This window comes from Bradyrhizobium sp. Bra64 (assembly GCF_024519875.1).
Classification (GTDB): Bacteria; Pseudomonadota; Alphaproteobacteria; order Rhizobiales; family Xanthobacteraceae; genus Bradyrhizobium; species Bradyrhizobium japonicum_G.
In genome coordinates, this window is the sequence record NZ_JALJRD010000015.1 from 69,983 (window position 1) to 85,546 (window position 15,564).

18 protein-coding genes are annotated in these 15,564 nt (G+C 65.8%); 13 read left to right on the forward strand and 5 right to left on the reverse strand.

The window, feature by feature from the left end; translation table 11 throughout:
* Nucleotides 1–142: 142 nt before the first annotated feature.
* The 4 genes from ccmB to NR187_RS30030 all read left to right on the forward strand — a co-directional run bounded on the left by ccmB (nt 143) and on the right by NR187_RS30030 (nt 2,462).
* Complete coding sequence (gene ccmB / locus NR187_RS30015; protein WP_211383623.1) at nt 143–811, forward strand: heme exporter protein CcmB; 669 nt, start codon at nt 143–145, stop codon at nt 809–811.
* A 90-nt stretch (nt 812–901) separates the two neighbouring features.
* Entirely contained in the window at nt 902–1,693 is a 792-nt protein-coding gene (locus NR187_RS30020) for a heme ABC transporter permease (protein ID WP_256808708.1), read from the forward strand.
* Nucleotides 1,690–1,875, forward strand: coding sequence for a heme exporter protein CcmD (gene ccmD / locus NR187_RS30025; RefSeq protein ID WP_256808768.1), 186 nt, complete (start codon nt 1,690–1,692; stop codon nt 1,873–1,875). The genes NR187_RS30020 and ccmD overlap by 4 nt, the downstream gene beginning before the upstream one ends.
* Nucleotides 1,872–2,462, forward strand: a complete 591-nt coding sequence (locus NR187_RS30030) for a DsbE family thiol:disulfide interchange protein (RefSeq protein WP_256808710.1) — start codon at nt 1,872–1,874, stop codon at nt 2,460–2,462. The genes ccmD and NR187_RS30030 overlap by 4 nt, the downstream gene beginning before the upstream one ends.
* 99 nt (nt 2,463–2,561) lie before the next feature.
* Here the strand turns inward: NR187_RS30030 and NR187_RS30035 are convergent, their stop codons facing one another.
* Both NR187_RS30035 and ftsY read right to left on the reverse strand, forming a co-directional pair.
* Nucleotides 2,562–3,164 (reverse strand): septation protein A, encoded by a 603-nt coding sequence (locus NR187_RS30035; protein ID WP_256808711.1) that lies wholly within the window; start codon nt 3,162–3,164, stop codon nt 2,562–2,564.
* A gap of 3 nt (nt 3,165–3,167) precedes the next feature.
* The gene (ftsY, locus tag NR187_RS30040; protein WP_211383627.1) at nt 3,168–4,115 is read right to left on the reverse strand and encodes a signal recognition particle-docking protein FtsY; all 948 of its coding nucleotides are present in this window, start codon (nt 4,113–4,115) and stop codon (nt 3,168–3,170) included.
* Between the two features lie 60 nt (nt 4,116–4,175).
* On the opposite strand from ftsY, the gene NR187_RS30045 reads away from it, so the two are divergent.
* Entirely contained in the window at nt 4,176–4,877 is a 702-nt protein-coding gene (locus NR187_RS30045) for an RluA family pseudouridine synthase (protein WP_211383628.1), read from the forward strand.
* A 183-nt stretch (nt 4,878–5,060) separates the two neighbouring features.
* Entirely contained in the window at nt 5,061–6,170 is a 1,110-nt protein-coding gene (locus NR187_RS30050; protein WP_256808712.1) for a DUF2336 domain-containing protein, read from the forward strand.
* Nucleotides 6,171–6,173: 3 nt separating this feature from the next.
* On the opposite strand, the gene mtaB is transcribed toward NR187_RS30050, so the two are convergent.
* Both mtaB and dapF read right to left on the reverse strand, forming a co-directional pair.
* Entirely contained in the window at nt 6,174–7,427 is a 1,254-nt protein-coding gene (gene mtaB, locus NR187_RS30055) for a tRNA (N(6)-L-threonylcarbamoyladenosine(37)-C(2))-methylthiotransferase MtaB (RefSeq protein WP_256808715.1), read from the reverse strand.
* Entirely contained in the window at nt 7,424–8,302 is an 879-nt protein-coding gene (gene dapF / locus NR187_RS30060) for a diaminopimelate epimerase (protein ID WP_211383631.1), read from the reverse strand. The genes mtaB and dapF overlap by 4 nt, the downstream gene beginning before the upstream one ends.
* Nucleotides 8,303–8,571: 269 nt before the next feature.
* Here dapF and NR187_RS30065 point away from each other — a divergent pair, with 269 nt between their 5' ends.
* Nucleotides 8,572–9,315, forward strand: coding sequence for a GyrI-like domain-containing protein (locus NR187_RS30065; protein WP_256808716.1), 744 nt, complete (start codon nt 8,572–8,574; stop codon nt 9,313–9,315).
* A 5-nt stretch (nt 9,316–9,320) separates the two neighbouring features.
* Nucleotides 9,321–10,022, forward strand: coding sequence for an SIMPL domain-containing protein (locus NR187_RS30070; RefSeq protein ID WP_211383633.1), 702 nt, complete (start codon nt 9,321–9,323; stop codon nt 10,020–10,022).
* 200 nt (nt 10,023–10,222) lie between these two features.
* On the opposite strand, the gene NR187_RS30075 is transcribed toward NR187_RS30070, so the two are convergent.
* Entirely contained in the window at nt 10,223–11,287 is a 1,065-nt protein-coding gene (locus tag NR187_RS30075; protein ID WP_211383634.1) for an MBL fold metallo-hydrolase, read from the reverse strand.
* A 316-nt stretch (nt 11,288–11,603) separates the two neighbouring features.
* On the opposite strand from NR187_RS30075, the gene ffh reads away from it, so the two are divergent.
* From ffh to rplS, 5 genes are all read left to right on the forward strand, one after another.
* On the forward strand, nt 11,604–13,148 hold the full coding sequence (gene ffh, locus NR187_RS30080) for a signal recognition particle protein (protein ID WP_211383635.1): 1,545 nt from the start codon (nt 11,604–11,606) through the stop codon (nt 13,146–13,148).
* An 85-nt stretch (nt 13,149–13,233) separates the two neighbouring features.
* Complete coding sequence (rpsP, locus tag NR187_RS30085) at nt 13,234–13,566, forward strand: 30S ribosomal protein S16 (RefSeq protein WP_014438992.1); 333 nt, start codon at nt 13,234–13,236, stop codon at nt 13,564–13,566.
* 9 nt (nt 13,567–13,575) lie between these two features.
* Complete coding sequence (gene rimM / locus NR187_RS30090; RefSeq protein ID WP_211383636.1) at nt 13,576–14,145, forward strand: ribosome maturation factor RimM; 570 nt, start codon at nt 13,576–13,578, stop codon at nt 14,143–14,145.
* Between the two features lie 34 nt (nt 14,146–14,179).
* Nucleotides 14,180–14,935, forward strand: a complete 756-nt coding sequence (gene trmD / locus NR187_RS30095; RefSeq protein WP_256808719.1) for a tRNA (guanosine(37)-N1)-methyltransferase TrmD — start codon at nt 14,180–14,182, stop codon at nt 14,933–14,935.
* A gap of 109 nt (nt 14,936–15,044) precedes the next feature.
* Nucleotides 15,045–15,425, forward strand: a complete 381-nt coding sequence (rplS, locus tag NR187_RS30100; protein WP_211383638.1) for a 50S ribosomal protein L19 — start codon at nt 15,045–15,047, stop codon at nt 15,423–15,425.
* Nucleotides 15,426–15,564: the final 139 nt, after the last annotated feature.

The window sequence follows — 15,564 nt, forward strand, 5'->3', positions numbered from 1 at the left end:
GCTCCAGCAATGAGGAGACGGGCGATCTGTTGCTGGCGGCTCACCCCCAACGAGTATCTCTCCCGGGGCTACCCCCCCCCCCCGCCCTCCCCCGCAAGGGGGGAGGGAGCGTTGCGCGCTTGGGGCGCGAAGGAAGCCCCCCATGACCGCGTTGTCCGCTCTCGTCCGCCGGGACATCCGGATCGCGCTCCGCGTCGGCGGCGGGGCGCTGATCGGCGTGCTGTTCTTCCTCACCGTGGTGGTGCTGATGCCGTTTGCGGTCGGGCCGGATCTGGCGCTGCTGTCGCGGCTGGGGCCGGCGATCCTGTGGCTGGGCGCGCTCCTGGCAAGCCTGCTCACCCTGGACCGGCTGTTCATGGCCGACCACGACGACGGCTCGCTCGACCTGATCACGATGAGCCGGACACCGCTGGAACTGGCCTGCGCCGCCAAGGCGCTGGCGCATTGGCTGGCGGCCGGCCTGCCGCTGATCGTCGCAACCCCGGTGCTCGGCCTGTTGCTCAACCTCGACATGGTCGCGACCGGCGCGGTGGCATTGACGCTGCTGGCGGGCACGCCGGCCCTGACATTTACCGGCATGATCGGCGCGGCGCTGGCGGTGACGCTGCATCGCGGCGGGCTGTTGATGGCGGTGCTGGTGCTGCCGCTGTCGATCCCGGTGCTGATTTTCGGGGTCGCGGCCTCGCAGGCCGCGATCGTCGGTCCGATGACGTTCGGAGCGCCGTTCTCGATCCTGTGCGCGTTGTCGCTGGTCAGCCTCGTGATCGGCCCGTTCGCGGCCGCGGCGAGCCTGCGGCATGGACTCGACTGAGATGGCGCGGCTGACCTTGACCCCGATCAACTTTCGCTACGCGCTTTTATGCTGATTGCGTGAGTGCCTAGCTGTGATTATCAGAATACCATGACGCTGATCGACCTCGCCAACCCGACCCGGTTCCTCGCGCTGACGGCGCGGGTGTTGCCGTGGCTTGCGGGTGCGACCGTCATTCTGCTCGCCGTCGGCCTCTATCAGTCCGCTCTTGCGCCAGACGATTATCAGCAGGGCGCGACCGTGAAGATCATGTTCATCCACGTGCCCAATGCCTGGCTGTCGATGTTCGTGTGGGGCGTGATGAGCATCGCATCGCTGGGCACGCTGGTGTGGCGGCATCCGCTCGCCGACGTCGCCGCCAAGGCTGCAGCTCCCATCGGCGCCGCCTTCACCTTCCTTGCGCTGCTGACGGGCTCGCTGTGGGGCCGGCCGATGTGGGGCACCTATTGGGAATGGGACGCGCGGCTGACCTCGGTCTTGATTCTCTTCCTGATGTATCTCGGCCTGATGGCACTGTGGCGTGCGGTCGACGATCCCTCGCGCGCGGCCCGCGCCGCCGCGGTGCTGACGCTGGTCGGCGCGATCAACCTGCCCATCATCAAGTTCTCGGTCGACTGGTGGAACACGCTGCACCAGCCGGCGTCGGTGATGCGCATGGGCGGCTCGACACTCGACAAATCGTTCCTGATCCCGCTGCTGGTGATGGCGATCGCGTTCACGCTGCTGTTCGCGACGCTTCATATCGCGGCGATGCGCAACGAGATTTTGCGCCGGCGCGTCCGCTCCCTGCAGATGATGCAGGCGAGCCGCGTCGCGTTTTCGAGCGAGTCAAGCGCCGGTTCGCGTGCCGAAAACGCGTCAAAAGAAGCCGGGGCTGCCTGACGATGTCGCTCGGTCCTTATGCGTCCTTCATCGTGACCTCTTATGCGGCTGCAGCGCTCGTGGTCGCGATCCTGATCGGCTGGATCGTGCTCGACTATCGCAGCCAGACGCAGCGTCTGCGCGAGCTCGATCGCAGCGGCATCACCCGCCACTCGGGCCGCAGCGCGATTGATACACCATGAGCGATCAATCGAACCCCGCGCCCCCGCGCCGCACCTTCCTGATGGTGCTGCCGCTGATCGCCTTCATCGGCCTCGCCCTGCTGTTCTGGTTCCGGCTCGGCAGCGGCGATCCCTCGCGGATTCCCTCCGCGCTGATCGGCCGTCCCGCGCCACAAACCATCCTGCCGCCGCTCGAGGGATTGCAGGCCGACAATGCGCCGGTGCCGGGGCTCGATCCCGCCGCGTTCAAGGGCAAGGTCAGCCTCGTCAATGTCTGGGCGTCCTGGTGCGTGCCTTGCCACGACGAGGCGCCACTCCTGACCGAGTTCGCCAAGGACAAGCGGTTTGAGCTCGTCGGCATCAACTACAAGGATGCGGCCGACAATGCGCGGCGCTTCCTGGGGCGCTACGGCAACCCGTTCAACCGCGTCGGCGTGGATGCCAACGGCCGCGCCTCGATCGAATGGGGCGTCTATGGCGTGCCGGAGACGTTCGTCGTCGGGCGCGAGGGGACCATCGTCTACAAGCTGGTCGGCCCGATCACGCCGGACAATCTGCGGACGGTGTTGTTGCCGCAGATGGAGAAGGCGTTGGGGGCGGGGTCTTAGCCCAGCCCGTCATTGCGAGCGAAGCGAAGCAATCCAGACTGTCTCTGCGGAAAGATTCTGGATTGCTTCGCTTCGCTCGCAATGACGAGTGGAGAGAGCTCACTCCTTCCGCACATCCCCCGCATCGGCTTCGCTGGCTTCCAGCGAGACTGGCTCGAGGTGGTAGCGCTTGGTCAGCGGCATCTGGGCGATGGCGAAGATCATGGTGATCGGCGTGACGCCGAACACTTTGAAATTCACCCAGAAGTCGGTGCTTTGGGTGCGCCAGACGATCTCGTTCAGCACGGCCATGCCGGCGAAGAACAGCGCCCAGCGCAGCGTGAGGATGCGCCAGCCCTGCGGCGTCAGGTTGAACATCTGGTCGAACATGACGGCGATGAAGGAGCGGCCGAACAACAGGCCGCCGCCGAGGATCGCGGCGAACAGGCCGTAGATGATGGTCGGCTTGAGCTTGATGAAGGTCTCGTCGTGCAGCACCAGCGTCAGCGTGCCGAACACCAGCACGATGACGCCCGTCACGATCGCCATGATCGGGATATGGCGCGTCACCACGTAGGAGGCGACCATTGCCGCGACGATCGCGACCATGAAGGCCCCGGTCGCGGCGAACAGATTGAACTTCGCATTGACGAAGAAGAACACGAGCAGCGGACCGAGCTCGGTCGCAAGCTTGAACAGCGGGTGCGGCTGGGTCTTGTCCATTCTCTAGCTTTCGATTCCGGCGATGGCGCGGGCGAAGTCGCGCGCGGTGAAGGGCGCGAGATCGTCGACGCCTTCGCCGACGCCGATGAAATGCACCGGCAGTTTGAATTTCTCCGCGAGCGCCACCAGGATGCCGCCGCGGGCGGTGCCGTCGAGCTTCGTCATCACGAGGCCGGTGACGCCGGCGGTGCGATGGAACGCCTCGACCTGCGACAGCGCGTTCTGGCCGACGGTGGCATCGAGCACCAGCAGCACGGCATGCGGCGCCGTCGCGTCCACCTTGCGGATGACGCGCACGACCTTTTCGAGCTCGTTCATCAGCTCGGCCTTGTTCTGCAGCCGCCCGGCGGTGTCGATCAGGAGCACGTCGATGGCCTGCTCCTTCGCCGCCGTCAGCGCGTTGAAGGCGAGGCTGGCCGAATCCGACCCCTGCGCGCCTGATATGACCGGCGTCCTGGTCCGCTCGCCCCAGACCTTCAGCTGCTCAATGGCGGCTGCGCGAAACGTGTCACCGGCGGCCAGCATCACCTTACGGCCTTCGGATGCGAATTTTTGCGAGAGTTTTCCGATCGTCGTGGTCTTGCCGGAGCCGTTGACGCCGACCACGAGGATCACGAACGGCTTCCTGGCCGCGTCGATCTCGAGCGGCTTGGCCACCGGCGACAGCACCTTCTCGACCTCGGTCGCGACGACATCCTTGACCTCGTCCGCGGAGATCGCCTTGTCGTAGCGCCCGGTGCCGACGGCATCCGCGATCCGCACGGCGACCTGCGTGCCGAGATCGGCGCGCAGCAGCACGTCCTCGATGTCGTCGAGCATGGCGCGGTCGAGCTTGCGCTTGGTGACGAGATCGGCGACCGCGGTCCCGAGCGAGGACGAGGTGCGCTTCAGCCCGTTGGACAGGCGGCGCCACCAGCTCAGCTTGGGGGTCTCGGAGGTGGTATCGTTCATGGTGGCGGTGTGTTAGCCGTTCCGGCTTCCAAACGAAAGTCTTGACCGAAAGTCCTGCAATTGCTCGATGTTCCCGAATTGACCGCCGATGAAATCCTGGGCCGGGTGCTCCATCGCGACGGATTGATGCTGGTCATCGACAAGCCGGCCGGCCTGCCGGTGCATCGCGGCCCCAAGGGCGGGGCGAACCTCGAAGCATCGTTCGACGCGCTCCGTTTCGGCCTGCCGCGGCCGCCGGTGCTGGCCCACCGGCTGGACAAGGACACGTCCGGCTGCCTCGTGCTCGGCCGCCATCGCAAGGCGACCGCCTCGCTCGGCCTGCTGTTCAAGCACGGCAAGATCGGCAAGACCTATTGGACCGTGGTCGAGGGCGGGCCTGCCGAGAACGAAGGCACCATCGACATGCCGCTCGGCCGGCTCAATGCCGAGCGCGGCTGGTGGCAGAAGCCGGACCCGGAGGGTCAGAAAGCCGTCACCAACTGGAAGGTGATGGGCCGGGGCGATGGCCTGACCTGGCTCGCCATGGAACCCGTCACCGGACGGACCCATCAATTGCGGGTGCATTCGGCTTCGACCGGCTGGCCGATCTTCGGCGATAACATTTACGGCAACGGCCCGCGCTTCGGCGAGCCGCGGCTGCACCTGCATTCCCGCGAGATCGTGGTGCCGATCTCCCGGAACAAGGAGCCGATCCGCGTCGTGGCGCCCGCCCCACCCCACATGCACGAGAAGCTCCGCGCCTGCGGGTGGAATGGGGAATAGCCGCGCTGTCGTTCGCCTCCCCCGCCAGCGGGGAGCGAACGCACTACCTCCGCGGCGACTATCGAGCCGAAGCTCCGTGCCACCACCTTCCCCTTGGTTTACGAAAAGTTCAGCGCTCGTCTCTAATGATAGCGGTTGCTTAGAACAAGCTTCCGTCAATCCGCTCAGGATGAGCTGCGCGTCATGTCCACGGCCGAGCTATCGATCATCGACGAGGTCGAATCCGCGCTTCGGACAGGCTCGCCGGAAAAGGGCCTGGCAACGGCCCGCCGAGTCACCGACCTGTTCCTCTCCTCCGCCGGCAATTTCGACGACGAGCAGATCGCTCTGTTCGACGACGTGCTCGATCGGCTGATCGGCACCATTGAGCTGCGCGCCATCGCCGACATGGGCGCCCGCGTTGCGCTGGCCGAGATCAGCACGCAGCTCGCGCCGATCGCGCAGGCACCGCCGTCGGTGATCCGCCGTCTCGCCAATAATGACGAAATCCGCATTGCTGGTCCCGTGCTCCAGGAATCCGCTCGCCTCGACGAGGGCGAACTGGTGAAGATCGCGTCCAGCAAAGGCGAGCCGCACCTGCTCGCGGTCGCGGGCCGCTGGTGGCTGAAGGAGATCGTCACCGACGCGTTGCTGGCGCGCCGCTATCCCAGCGTCAGCCGGCGGCTCGCCGCCAATCCCGGCGCGCGCCTCTCAGGCAACGGATTTGCCGTCATCGTCGGACAGGCCGAGGCTGATCCGGAGCTCGCCATCAGCGTCGGCGTCCGCGTCGACTTGCCGTCCGACTTGCGCCGCCGGTTGCTGCGCTCGGCGACGGATGCCGTGCGGACCCGCCTGCTGTCGCGCGCGCCGCCGCATCTGTTCGAGGAAATCCAGAACGCGATCGCCGCCGTGACCGTTGGTGTCGAGCGCGAGATGTCGGGTGTCCGCGACTTCGAAGGCGCCAAGCGCGCCATCGCAAATCTCAAGGCAACCGGCCAGCTCAACGAAGCGACACTGCTCGGTTTCGCCAAGCAGCGACGCTATGAAGAAGCCGCGGCAGCGCTGGCGGCACTGTCCGGATCGACCGTCGAGGTGATTCGCCCATTGATGCAGAGCCTGCGCGACGACGGCCTGCTGGTGCCGTGCAAGGCGGCGCAGCTCAGCTGGGAAACCACCGCCGCCGTGCTCGAAAGCCGCTTCGCCACCGGCGCAATGAAGCCGGCCGATCTTGCAAGAGCGCAGGGGCATTACGCAAGAATGACGCCGGAGAATGCACGGCGCACGCTGCGGTTCTGGCAGGTGCGGGCGTCGTAACGGTTAGACCGTCAACCGCTCGCCAACACTGCCGCCGATCTTCAGCGGCACGATGGTGCCGACGCGTTCGCCCGCAATCGCCACCGGCAGGTAATGCTCGGTGCGCCCCTGGCCCTCGCTCTCGATCAGCACATCGCGCGTCGTGCCGATCTCGGCTTGCAGCCTGCGCCGTAGTGCTGCTTCGCCAGCCGCACGCAGCCGCTTCGCGCGCTGCTTGATCGCATCACCCGCAAGCTGCGGCATCCGCGCGGCAGGCGTGCCGGGGCGCGGCGAATAGGGAAAGACGTGCAGGAACGTCAGGCCGCATTCCTCGACCAGATCGAGCGAGCGCGAAAACATCTCCTCGGTCTCGGTCGGAAAGCCTGCGATGATGTCGGCGCCGAAGGCGATGTCCGGGCGCAGGCGGCGGACCTGGTCGCAGAAGGCGATCGCATCCTGCCGCGAATGCCGCCGCTTCATCCGCTTCAAGATCATGTCGTCGCCGGATTGCAGCGACAGATGCAGATGCGGCATCAGCCGCGCATCGTCGGCGATGGCATCGAGCAGGTCGCGGTCCACCTCGATCGAATCGATCGAAGAGATGCGCAGGCGTTTCAGCTCCGGCACATGCCGCAAGATCTGCTTCGTCAGCATGCCGAGCTTTGGCGCACCCGGCAGGTCGGCACCGTAGCTTGTGAGGTCGACGCCGGTCAGCACGATCTCGGCATGGCCGCGCTGCACCAGCGCGCGCACCTGCTCGACCACGCCGCCCATCGGCACCGAGCGCGAATTGCCGCGGCCGAACGGGATGATGCAGAAGGTGCAGCGATGGTCGCAGCCGTTCTGCACCTGCACGAACACCCGCGGCAGGCCGCTCGCAAAGCCGTCGATCAGATGCGGCGCCATCTCCTTCACGGCCATGATGTCGCTGACGGCGATCTTCTCGCTGGTGCCGAGAGCGAAGGCGTCGCGCGCCTCGCGCCAGGCTTCGCTGCGCATCTTGTCGTCGTTGCCGACGACGCGATCGACCTCGGCCATGTCAGCGAACATGCCGCTTTGCGTCTGCGCCGCGCAGCCGGTGACGACGATGCGCGCACGGGGCCGTTCGCGCTTCAATTTGCGGATCGACTGCCGCGCCTGCGCCACCGCCTCGTTGGTGACGGCGCAGCTGTTGATGACGATGGTGTCGGAGAGCCCCGCGCCCTCGGCCTCGCGGCGGATCACTTCAGCCTCGAAGGCATTGAGGCGGCAGCCGAAGGTGACGATGTCGACGGTCATCCGCCGACCGGCGCGAACAGCGCCGGATCGAAGGTGCCCTCAAATTCGAAGGTCGCCGTACCCGTCATCAGCACATGGTCGTCGCGCTCGCGCCATTCGATGCCGAGCCTGCCGCCGGGCAGCGTGATCTCGACATTGCGCTCGGCGCGCTTCAGGCGAGCCGCCGCGACCGCCGTCGCGCAGGCCGCCGAGCCGCAGGCCCTGGTGAGGCCCGCGCCGCGCTCCCAGGTGCGGATCGTGATGTGGTCGCGATCGACGATATGAGCGAGCGTGATGTTGGCGCGTTCGGGGAAGATCGGATGGTTCTCGAGCAGCGGACCGAAGCGTTCGAGATCGTAGGCATTGACGTCCTCGACCCAGAATACCGCATGCGGATTGCCCATGCTCACGACCGAGGGCGAATGCAGGATCGGATTGTCGATCGGCCCGATCTGCAATTCGATGTAGCGGGTGTCGCGAAACTCCTCCGCCAGCGGAATGTCCTGCCAGCCGAACTTTGGCGCGCCCATGTCGACGGTGTAGAGATCGGGCGCCGGGCCCTGCCAGCAATTGAGCAGGCCGGCGCGGGTCTCGAATGTCGCCGTGGTCTGCCCGGTCCTCTCGAAGATGCGCCGCACCACGCAGCGCATGCCGTTGCCGCAGGCGCCGGCCTCCGAGCCGTCATTGTTGTAGATGCTGATGAAAGCTTCGGTGCCGTCGAACCGCGGCTTCTGCAGCACCATGAGCTGGTCGTAGGGCACGCCGCCCTGAGCCGACGCCACCGCGCGGGCATCGTCCGGCGTCACCGGCGCGGCGGAATCGCGCATGTCGACAACGACGATCTCGTTGCCGATGCCGTTCATCTTGGCAAATGCGTGGTTGGCCAGCGCGCTCATGAAAATTCCTGAATTTCGCCTGCCTTATATGGCGATCCTTGGCGGCTTGACCAGTGATTTGGCGCGATGGCCAGGACGTCTGCCATGACGTCTGTCAGGACGCCTACCAAGTCGCCTGCCAGGTCTTCTGCCATGACGCATCTGTCATGGGACGAATTCGACGCTCGCGTGTTAGAACGGCGCGGTTCGCGCGGATCCGGGACGCGCAGCCGGGTTAAGGCCTTTTGGGGGCGTAAGGCCTTGGTGGGTAAGGTTTTGGGGAGAATAGAATGAACCGTTTTCGTCGTATCGCTCTGGCCGCGCTGATCCCGGCAGCGGCCTTGTCGTTTGGCCTGTCCGCCACGCTGGCGCAAACCCCGAGCCCGGCGCCGGCTGCATCGGCAAGTCCTTCTTCGACAAGTCCTTCTTCGACAAGTCCCTCGCCGGCTCCGGCCGCGAGCGCCTCGCCGGCACCCGCGGCAACGCCCTCACCTGCGCCAGCCGCCAGCGCCTCACCGTCACCCAGCCCGGCCGCGCCGGCTGCGGCCGCAACGCCGGCTCCCGTGCAGACCGCCGATCCGTTCGGCCAGGAGACCACGCTCGAGCCCAGGAAGGTCGTGATGGTCAAGGGCACCGCCAATTGGGATTCGGCCTTCGACACGCTGATCGACGCCTTCAAGGCGCTGAACGCGCTGCTGGACAAGCAGGGCATCAAGCATGCCGGCAATTCGATGATCGTCTACACCTCGACCGACGACACCGGCTTCACCTTCCTCGCCGAGATCCCGGTCGATCAGGACCCGCAGAAGCTGCCCAAGGACATGAGCATGGGCAAATCGCCGGAGGGCAAGGCGCTGAAATTCGTCCATCGCGGCTCCTACGACAACATGGACAACACCTATGAGGCGATCACCAATCACCTCGACGACAAGAAGCTGGAAGCCAAGGACACATTTGTCGAGGAGTACCTCACCGATCCCCTGAAGACGGCCGAGGACAAGCTCGTGATCAACGTGTTCGTGCCACTGAAGTGAGATCGATGAAAAAGCCTGCCGTCCTCGCCGCCGCTCTCGCCGCCACGCTGCTGGCAGCGCCTGCGTTTGCCGATGATTTTCCCGCTGCCATCACGGTGAGCGGTGAAGCCACGGTGTCCGCCGCCCCCGACCTCGCGCAGATCGACGCCGGTGTCGCCAACGATGCCAAGAGTGCGAAGGAAGCCTCCGACGCCAACAACGCCGCAATGGGCAAGGTGCTGCTGGCGCTGAAGGGCGCCGGCATCGCCGAGAAGGATTACCAGACCTCGCGCCTGTCGCTGCAGCCGCAATACGGCCAGAACAAATCCACCGGCGCCTCGCCCGTGGTCGGCTTCCGTGCCAGCAACCGCGTCACCGTGAAAATCCGCGACGTGACCAAGGTGGCCGGCATCATCGACACGCTGGTCGGCGCCGGCGCCAACGACATTGGCAACATCTCCTTCGAGGTGACGCAGGCGTCAAAACTGCTCGACGACGCCCGCGAGCAGGCGGTCGCCGATGCCCGCCGCAAGGCCGAGATCTACGCCAAGGCCACCGGCATCACGTTGGGTGCGCCGCTGAGCGTCTCCGAGGCCGGCGCGCCGGTACCGCTGTTCAAGGCGAGAATGGCGACGGCGCCGATGGCAGCACCGGCTGCCGTCGCGCCAGGCGAGGAGACACTGTCGGTGACGGTGAATGTGAGCTGGGCGATCAAGCAGGGGCAGTAGCGGCGCTCGCAAGAGGCTTGCTGCCGCCGCACACAGCCGTCGTCCCCGCGCAGGCGGGACCCATAACCACAGGCAGTGGTTGTCGCGCGAAGCCGGTAGCTCCGAGTCTTCGCCAAACATCTCCCTGTGGTTATGGTTCCCGGGCTCGCGACTTCGTCGCGAGCCCGGGACGACGAGCTGCATGTACGGCAACAGCGGAGCTAAATCTCCGCCACCTGCCCCGGCTTCATCGCCACGAACCGCTCCTGCGGAATCTTCGCGGCATCCAGCGCCTCGGCCAATGCCTTCGCCGGTGCGTCGATCGCCTCATCCGTCAGCTGGAACGTGCCGTGATGATGCCCGAGCGCATCCTGCGCGCCGCAATCCAGGAGCGCCTTCACGGCATCCTCGGGATTCATGTGCTGGTCGCGCATGAACCAGCGCGGCTCGTAAGCACCGATAGGCAAGATCGCCAGGCGCAGCGGCCCGTGCTTCTCCGCGACGCGGCGGAAATGCGTGCCGTCGCCATAGCCGGAATCGCAAACGACGTAGATTTTCCCCGCAGGCGTCTCCAATACAAAACTCGCCCACAACGCCTTGTTGCGGTCGAACATGCCGCGCGCCGTCCAGTGCCGCGTCGGCACCAGATGCACGGCGATGCCGCCACCAAGCTCGACGCGGTCGTGCCAGTCGAACGCCTCAGCCTTGATCGACGAGTCGGTACTGCGCATCGTCACGTCGTTGCCGAGCGGCGTCACCACGCGCGGGGCAAAATTCTTGGCGAGCCGCGACAGCGTCGCGATGTCGAGATGATCGTAATGGCCGTGAGAAACCAGCACGACGTCGACCTTCGGCAGCTTCTCGAAGGCGATGCCGGGGTCGTTGTGACGCTTTGGTCCGGCGAAGCTGACGGGCGACACCCGCGATGACCAGACGGGATCGACGAGGATGTTGAGGCCGCCGGTCTGGATCAGCCAGCTGGCGTGGCCGACGAAGGAAAGCCGCACCTTGTCGCCGTCGACACGCTCCGGCGGAGTGTCGGCATGGGGGCTCGGCGCCCAATCCGGCCAGATCGCGCGCTGCCGCTTGCCGCCGAACTGCCAGCGCAGCACCTCACGAAGCGATTTCGGCGGCACGCCGTCCGGATCGAAGAAGTTCAGGCCGTCGAAATGGTCGGAGACCGGGCCGTCATAGGTTTTCATGCGGGACATCCAAAGGGATGGAACGCCGATCAACGTGCCCGCTCCGGCAAGCAATCCAAAGAGGCGGCGGCGGGTGATCGGCACGGTGCGGGTTTCAGGGATGGACGGGGCGGTAAGACATCACCGCCTATATGGGCGGGGCCGCGGGAAAAGGAACCCGTCGCCGAAAAGGTCATATTTTCAAGGTCTTGCCTTCTAAGGCGGCCCCCACCACCCCAACTTTCCTTGACTTTTGGGCCTGGGCGGCGTTTAACCCGCGCACTTTCTCGGAAAGGCTTTCTTTTCGAACCGCCGACTGGCCCCGGAGGCCAGAGGCTAACGCCCGACAGCGCTGTGCGCCCTCGGGCGCAAAGGTGTTTGGAAGATCGCGTTTCTCGCGAGCAGGACAAGGACAACGGCATTGTTCGACAATCTGTCGGAACGGCTTGGTGGCATTCTCGATCGTCTGACGGGGCGCGGTGCGCTGACCGAAAAGGACGTCGACGCCGCGATGCGCGAGGTCCGCCGCGCGCTGCTGGAGGCCGACGTCGCGCTCGAAGTGGTGCGCAGCTTCACCGAACGCGTCCGCGAGCAGGCGATCGGCGCCACCGTCGTCAAGTCGGTCACGCCCGGCCAGATGGTGGTCAAGATCGTCCATGACGAGCTGATCAACACGCTCGGCGCCGAAAGCCAGACCATCGACGTCAATTCGGTGCCGCCGGTGCCGATCATGATGGTCGGCCTGCAAGGCTCCGGCAAGACCACCACCACCGCAAAGCTCGCCCGCCGCATGGTCCAGCGCGACAAGCGCAAGGTGCTGATGGCCTCGCTCGACGTCTATCGTCCGGCGGCGATGGAGCAGTTGGCCGTGCTCGGCCGCGACCTCGACATTCCGACGCTGCCGATCGTGGCGGGACAGCAGCCGGCTCAGATCGCAAAGCGCGCACTGGAAGCCGGCAAGCTCGGCGGCTACGACGTCGTGCTGCTCGACACCGCCGGCCGCACCACGCTCGACGAAGACATGATGGCGGAGGCGGCCGCGATCAAAGCCGCCGCCAATCCGCATGAAGTGCTGCTGGTCGCCGACAGCCTCACCGGTCAGGACGCCGTCAACCTCGCCCGCGCCTTCGACGAGCGCGTCGGCCTCACCGGCATCGTGCTGACACGTGTGGACGGCGACGGCCGCGGCGGCGCCGCGCTGTCGATGCGCGCCGTCACCGGCAAACCAATCAAGCTGCTCGGCACCGGTGAAAAGACCGACGCGCTGGAGGACTTCCATCCCGATCGTATCGCCGGCCGCATCCTCGGCATGGGCGACGTGGTCTCGCTGGTCGAGAAGGCCGCCGCCAACATCGACGCCGAGAAGGCCGCGCGCACCGCCGAGCGCATGCGCAAAGGCCAGTTCGACCTCAACGACATGCGCGAGCAGCTGTCGCAGATGGCGAACATGGGCGGCATCAGCGGGCTGATGGGCATGATGCCCGGCATCGCCAAGATGAAGAACCAGATCGCGGCCGCCGGCATCGACGACAAGATCCTGAAGCGCCAGGTCGCGGTGATCGATTCCATGACGCGCGACGAGCGGCGTCATCCCGATTTGCTCAAGGCCAGCCGCAAGAAGCGCATCGCCGCGGGAAGTGGCCAGAGCGTCGAGCAGGTCAACAAGCTGCTGAAGATGCACCGGAACATGGCCGATATGATGAAGGCCATGGGCTCGGGCAAGCGCGGCCCGCTCGCCGGCATCGCGCAGGCGATGGGTTTTGGCGGCGGCATGAAGCCGCCTTCGCCGGAAGAGATGAAGGCGCTGCAGGAGAAGATGCAGGGTGGCGGCGGCGGCCTTCCGAATCTGCCGAAGGATTTGCCGGCCGGGCTGCGCCAGGGTCTTCCGAACGTTCCGGGGATCACCGGGCTGAGCGGCAAGCCGATGCTGCCGGGCCTCGGCGGTTTCCCAGGCAAGAAGAAATGAGGAATTCGTCGCGGGGGATCGCAAGCATCTCGCGCAACGCGGAATACCAATCAACCGAACAAAACGTACTTTGAAGGAGAACTAAATGTCCGTCGTTATCCGCCTCGCCCGCGCAGGCACCAAGAAGCGTCCCGTCTATCACGTCGTCGTCGCCGATTCGCGCTTCCCCCGCGATGGCCGCTTCATCGAGCGTCTCGGCTATTTCAACCCGCTGCTGCCGAAGGACAACGAGACCCGCCTCAAGCTCGACATGGACAAGGTGAAGGCCTGGCTCGCCAAGGGCGCGCAGCCGTCCGACCGCGTGTCGCGTTTCCTCGACGCCGCCGGCGTCAAGAAGCGCGAAGCGCGCAACAATCCGGAAAAGGCCGTGCCGCGCAAGGAGCGCAAGGCGCAGGCCGAAGCCGCCGCGAAGGGCTAAGGTTAGATCATGTCGGCGCTGGTCTGCGTCGCGCGGATCGGCGCCGCGCATGGTGTGCGCGGTGCGGTCAAATTGTGGACCTTCACCGAAGATCCCTTTGCCGTCAGGCGCTACGGTCCGCTTCTGTCCAAGGACGGCAAGCGCCAGTTCGAGGTAGCAACGGCGCGCGAGGCCAGGGATCATCTGGTCGCGACGTTCAAGGGCGTCACGACCCGCGATGAGGCCGAGCGCCTCAACGGCATCGAGCTCTATGTCGCGCGCGAAAAGCTGCCCGCGACCGATGAGGACGAATATTACCACACCGATCTGATCGGGCTCGCCGCCGTCACCACGGACGGCGAGCCGCTCGGCCGTGTGCTTGCGATCCATAATTTCGGCGCCGGCGACATCATCGAGATCACGCCGCCCAAAGGATCTGCAAAGGGCACGACGATGCTGCTGCCGTTCACGAACGCGGTGGTGCCCGAGGTCGATCTTGCCGGCGGCCGCGTCGTGATCGCGCTGCCGCAGGAGATCGAGGCAGAGGACACGGAGGAGGATTCCTCCCCGAGTCGTCCCGGCGAAAGCCAAGACCCATAACCACTGGCCGTGGTTTTTGGCTAAGCTGTTTGCAATGACCAATCCCCCACCCTGGCGCGCGACGGTGCTGACGCTGTTTCCGGAGATGTTTCCGGGACCGCTCGGCGTGAGCCTGGCCGGCCGGGCGCTGGCCTCCGGGCTCTGGGAGATCGAGGCGCAGGACATCCGGGCCTCCGCCACCGATCGCCACCGCAGCGTTGACGACACCCCCGCCGGCGGCGGGCCGGGCATGGTGCTGCGGGCCGATGTCCTGGCCGCGGCGATCGATGCCGCGGAGATCAACCCTGAGCGGCCCCGCCTGCTGATGAGCCCGCGCGGTCGGCCATTGACCCAGGCCCGCGTCATCGAACTCGCCGAGGGTCCCGGCCCGCTGATCGTCTGCGGACGCTTCGAGGGGGTGGACCAGCGGGTGATCGACGGACGGGGGCTGGAGGAGGTCTCGATCGGCGATTACGTCCTGTCCGGCGGCGAAATCGCCGCGCTGGCCCTGATCGACGCCTGCGTCCGGCTGCTGCCGGGCGTGATGGGCAAGGAAGCCTCGGGAACCGAGGAGAGCTTTTCGGAGGGCCTGCTCGAATACCCCCAATACACGCGACCGCAGCTGTTCGAGGGAGTCCCGATCCCGGACATCCTGACCTCGGGCGATCACGCCAGGGTCGCGAGCTGGCGGCGGGCGCAATCCGAGGCCCTGACGGCGGCCCGGCGGCCCGATTTGTGGGCCCAGATCCCGCCCAAGCCCCCGAATCGGGCGGGACGCCAAAAAACGCCAAAAAACAAGACAGACGGGTGACAAACGCTCCGGCTTGCCTTATAGCAGCGGCCAAATCCGCAATAGCTGGATAGACGAATTTCGCGCAGCCCCCGTTGAAAAGGCTGGGCGCGCCGATGGAGATTTACCCATGAACCTGATCCAACAGCTCGAAAAAGAGCAATTCGACAAGCTCTCCGCCAGCAAGGAGATTCCGGAGTTCGGCCCCGGCGACACCGTGATCGTCAACGTGAAGGTGGTCGAAGGCGACCGTACCCGCGTGCAGGCCTATGAAGGCGTCTGCATCGGCCGCTCCGGTGGTGGCCTCAACGAGAGCTTCACCGTTCGCAAGATTTCGTACGGCGAGGGCGTGGAGCGCGTGTTCCCGGTGATGTCGCCGATGATCGACTCGATCAAGGTGGTGCGCCGCGGCAAGGTGCGTCGCGCCAAGCTTTATTACCTGCGCCAGCTGCGCGGCAAGTCGGCCCGTATCGTCGAGAAGACCGAGCACGCCAAGGCCGTCAACGAGTAAGCTTCGCCATCAGGCGAGTTTCGAAAAGCGCGGGGCCAAACCCCGCGCTTTTTTTGTGCTGCAGCACGTCCACCCCCGTCATTGCGAGCGAAGCGAAGCAATCCAGACTGTCTCTGCGGAAAGATTCTGGATTGCTTCG

What these genes read in the sequence shown, in the direction of transcription:
- ccmB (WP_211383623.1), top strand. Translation starts at nt 143, where the DNA reads ATGACCGCGTTGTCCGCTCTCGTCCGCCGGGACATCCGGATCGCGCTC.
- NR187_RS30020 (WP_256808708.1), top strand. Translation starts at nt 902, where the DNA reads ATGACGCTGATCGACCTCGCCAACCCGACCCGGTTCCTCGCGCTGACG.
- NR187_RS30030 (WP_256808710.1), top strand. Translation starts at nt 1,872, where the DNA reads ATGAGCGATCAATCGAACCCCGCGCCCCCGCGCCGCACCTTCCTGATG.
- NR187_RS30035 (WP_256808711.1), bottom strand. Translation starts at nt 3,164, where the DNA reads ATGGACAAGACCCAGCCGCACCCGCTGTTCAAGCTTGCGACCGAGCTC.
- ftsY (WP_211383627.1), bottom strand. Translation starts at nt 4,115, where the DNA reads ATGAACGATACCACCTCCGAGACCCCCAAGCTGAGCTGGTGGCGCCGC.
- NR187_RS30050 (WP_256808712.1), top strand. Translation starts at nt 5,061, where the DNA reads ATGTCCACGGCCGAGCTATCGATCATCGACGAGGTCGAATCCGCGCTT.
- mtaB (WP_256808715.1), bottom strand. Translation starts at nt 7,427, where the DNA reads ATGACCGTCGACATCGTCACCTTCGGCTGCCGCCTCAATGCCTTCGAG.
- dapF (WP_211383631.1), bottom strand. Translation starts at nt 8,302, where the DNA reads ATGAGCGCGCTGGCCAACCACGCATTTGCCAAGATGAACGGCATCGGC.
- NR187_RS30065 (WP_256808716.1), top strand. Translation starts at nt 8,572, where the DNA reads ATGAACCGTTTTCGTCGTATCGCTCTGGCCGCGCTGATCCCGGCAGCG.
- NR187_RS30070 (WP_211383633.1), top strand. Translation starts at nt 9,321, where the DNA reads ATGAAAAAGCCTGCCGTCCTCGCCGCCGCTCTCGCCGCCACGCTGCTG.
- rpsP (WP_014438992.1), top strand. Translation starts at nt 13,234, where the DNA reads ATGTCCGTCGTTATCCGCCTCGCCCGCGCAGGCACCAAGAAGCGTCCC.
- rimM (WP_211383636.1), top strand. Translation starts at nt 13,576, where the DNA reads ATGTCGGCGCTGGTCTGCGTCGCGCGGATCGGCGCCGCGCATGGTGTG.
- trmD (WP_256808719.1), top strand. Translation starts at nt 14,180, where the DNA reads ATGACCAATCCCCCACCCTGGCGCGCGACGGTGCTGACGCTGTTTCCG.
- rplS (WP_211383638.1), top strand. Translation starts at nt 15,045, where the DNA reads ATGAACCTGATCCAACAGCTCGAAAAAGAGCAATTCGACAAGCTCTCC.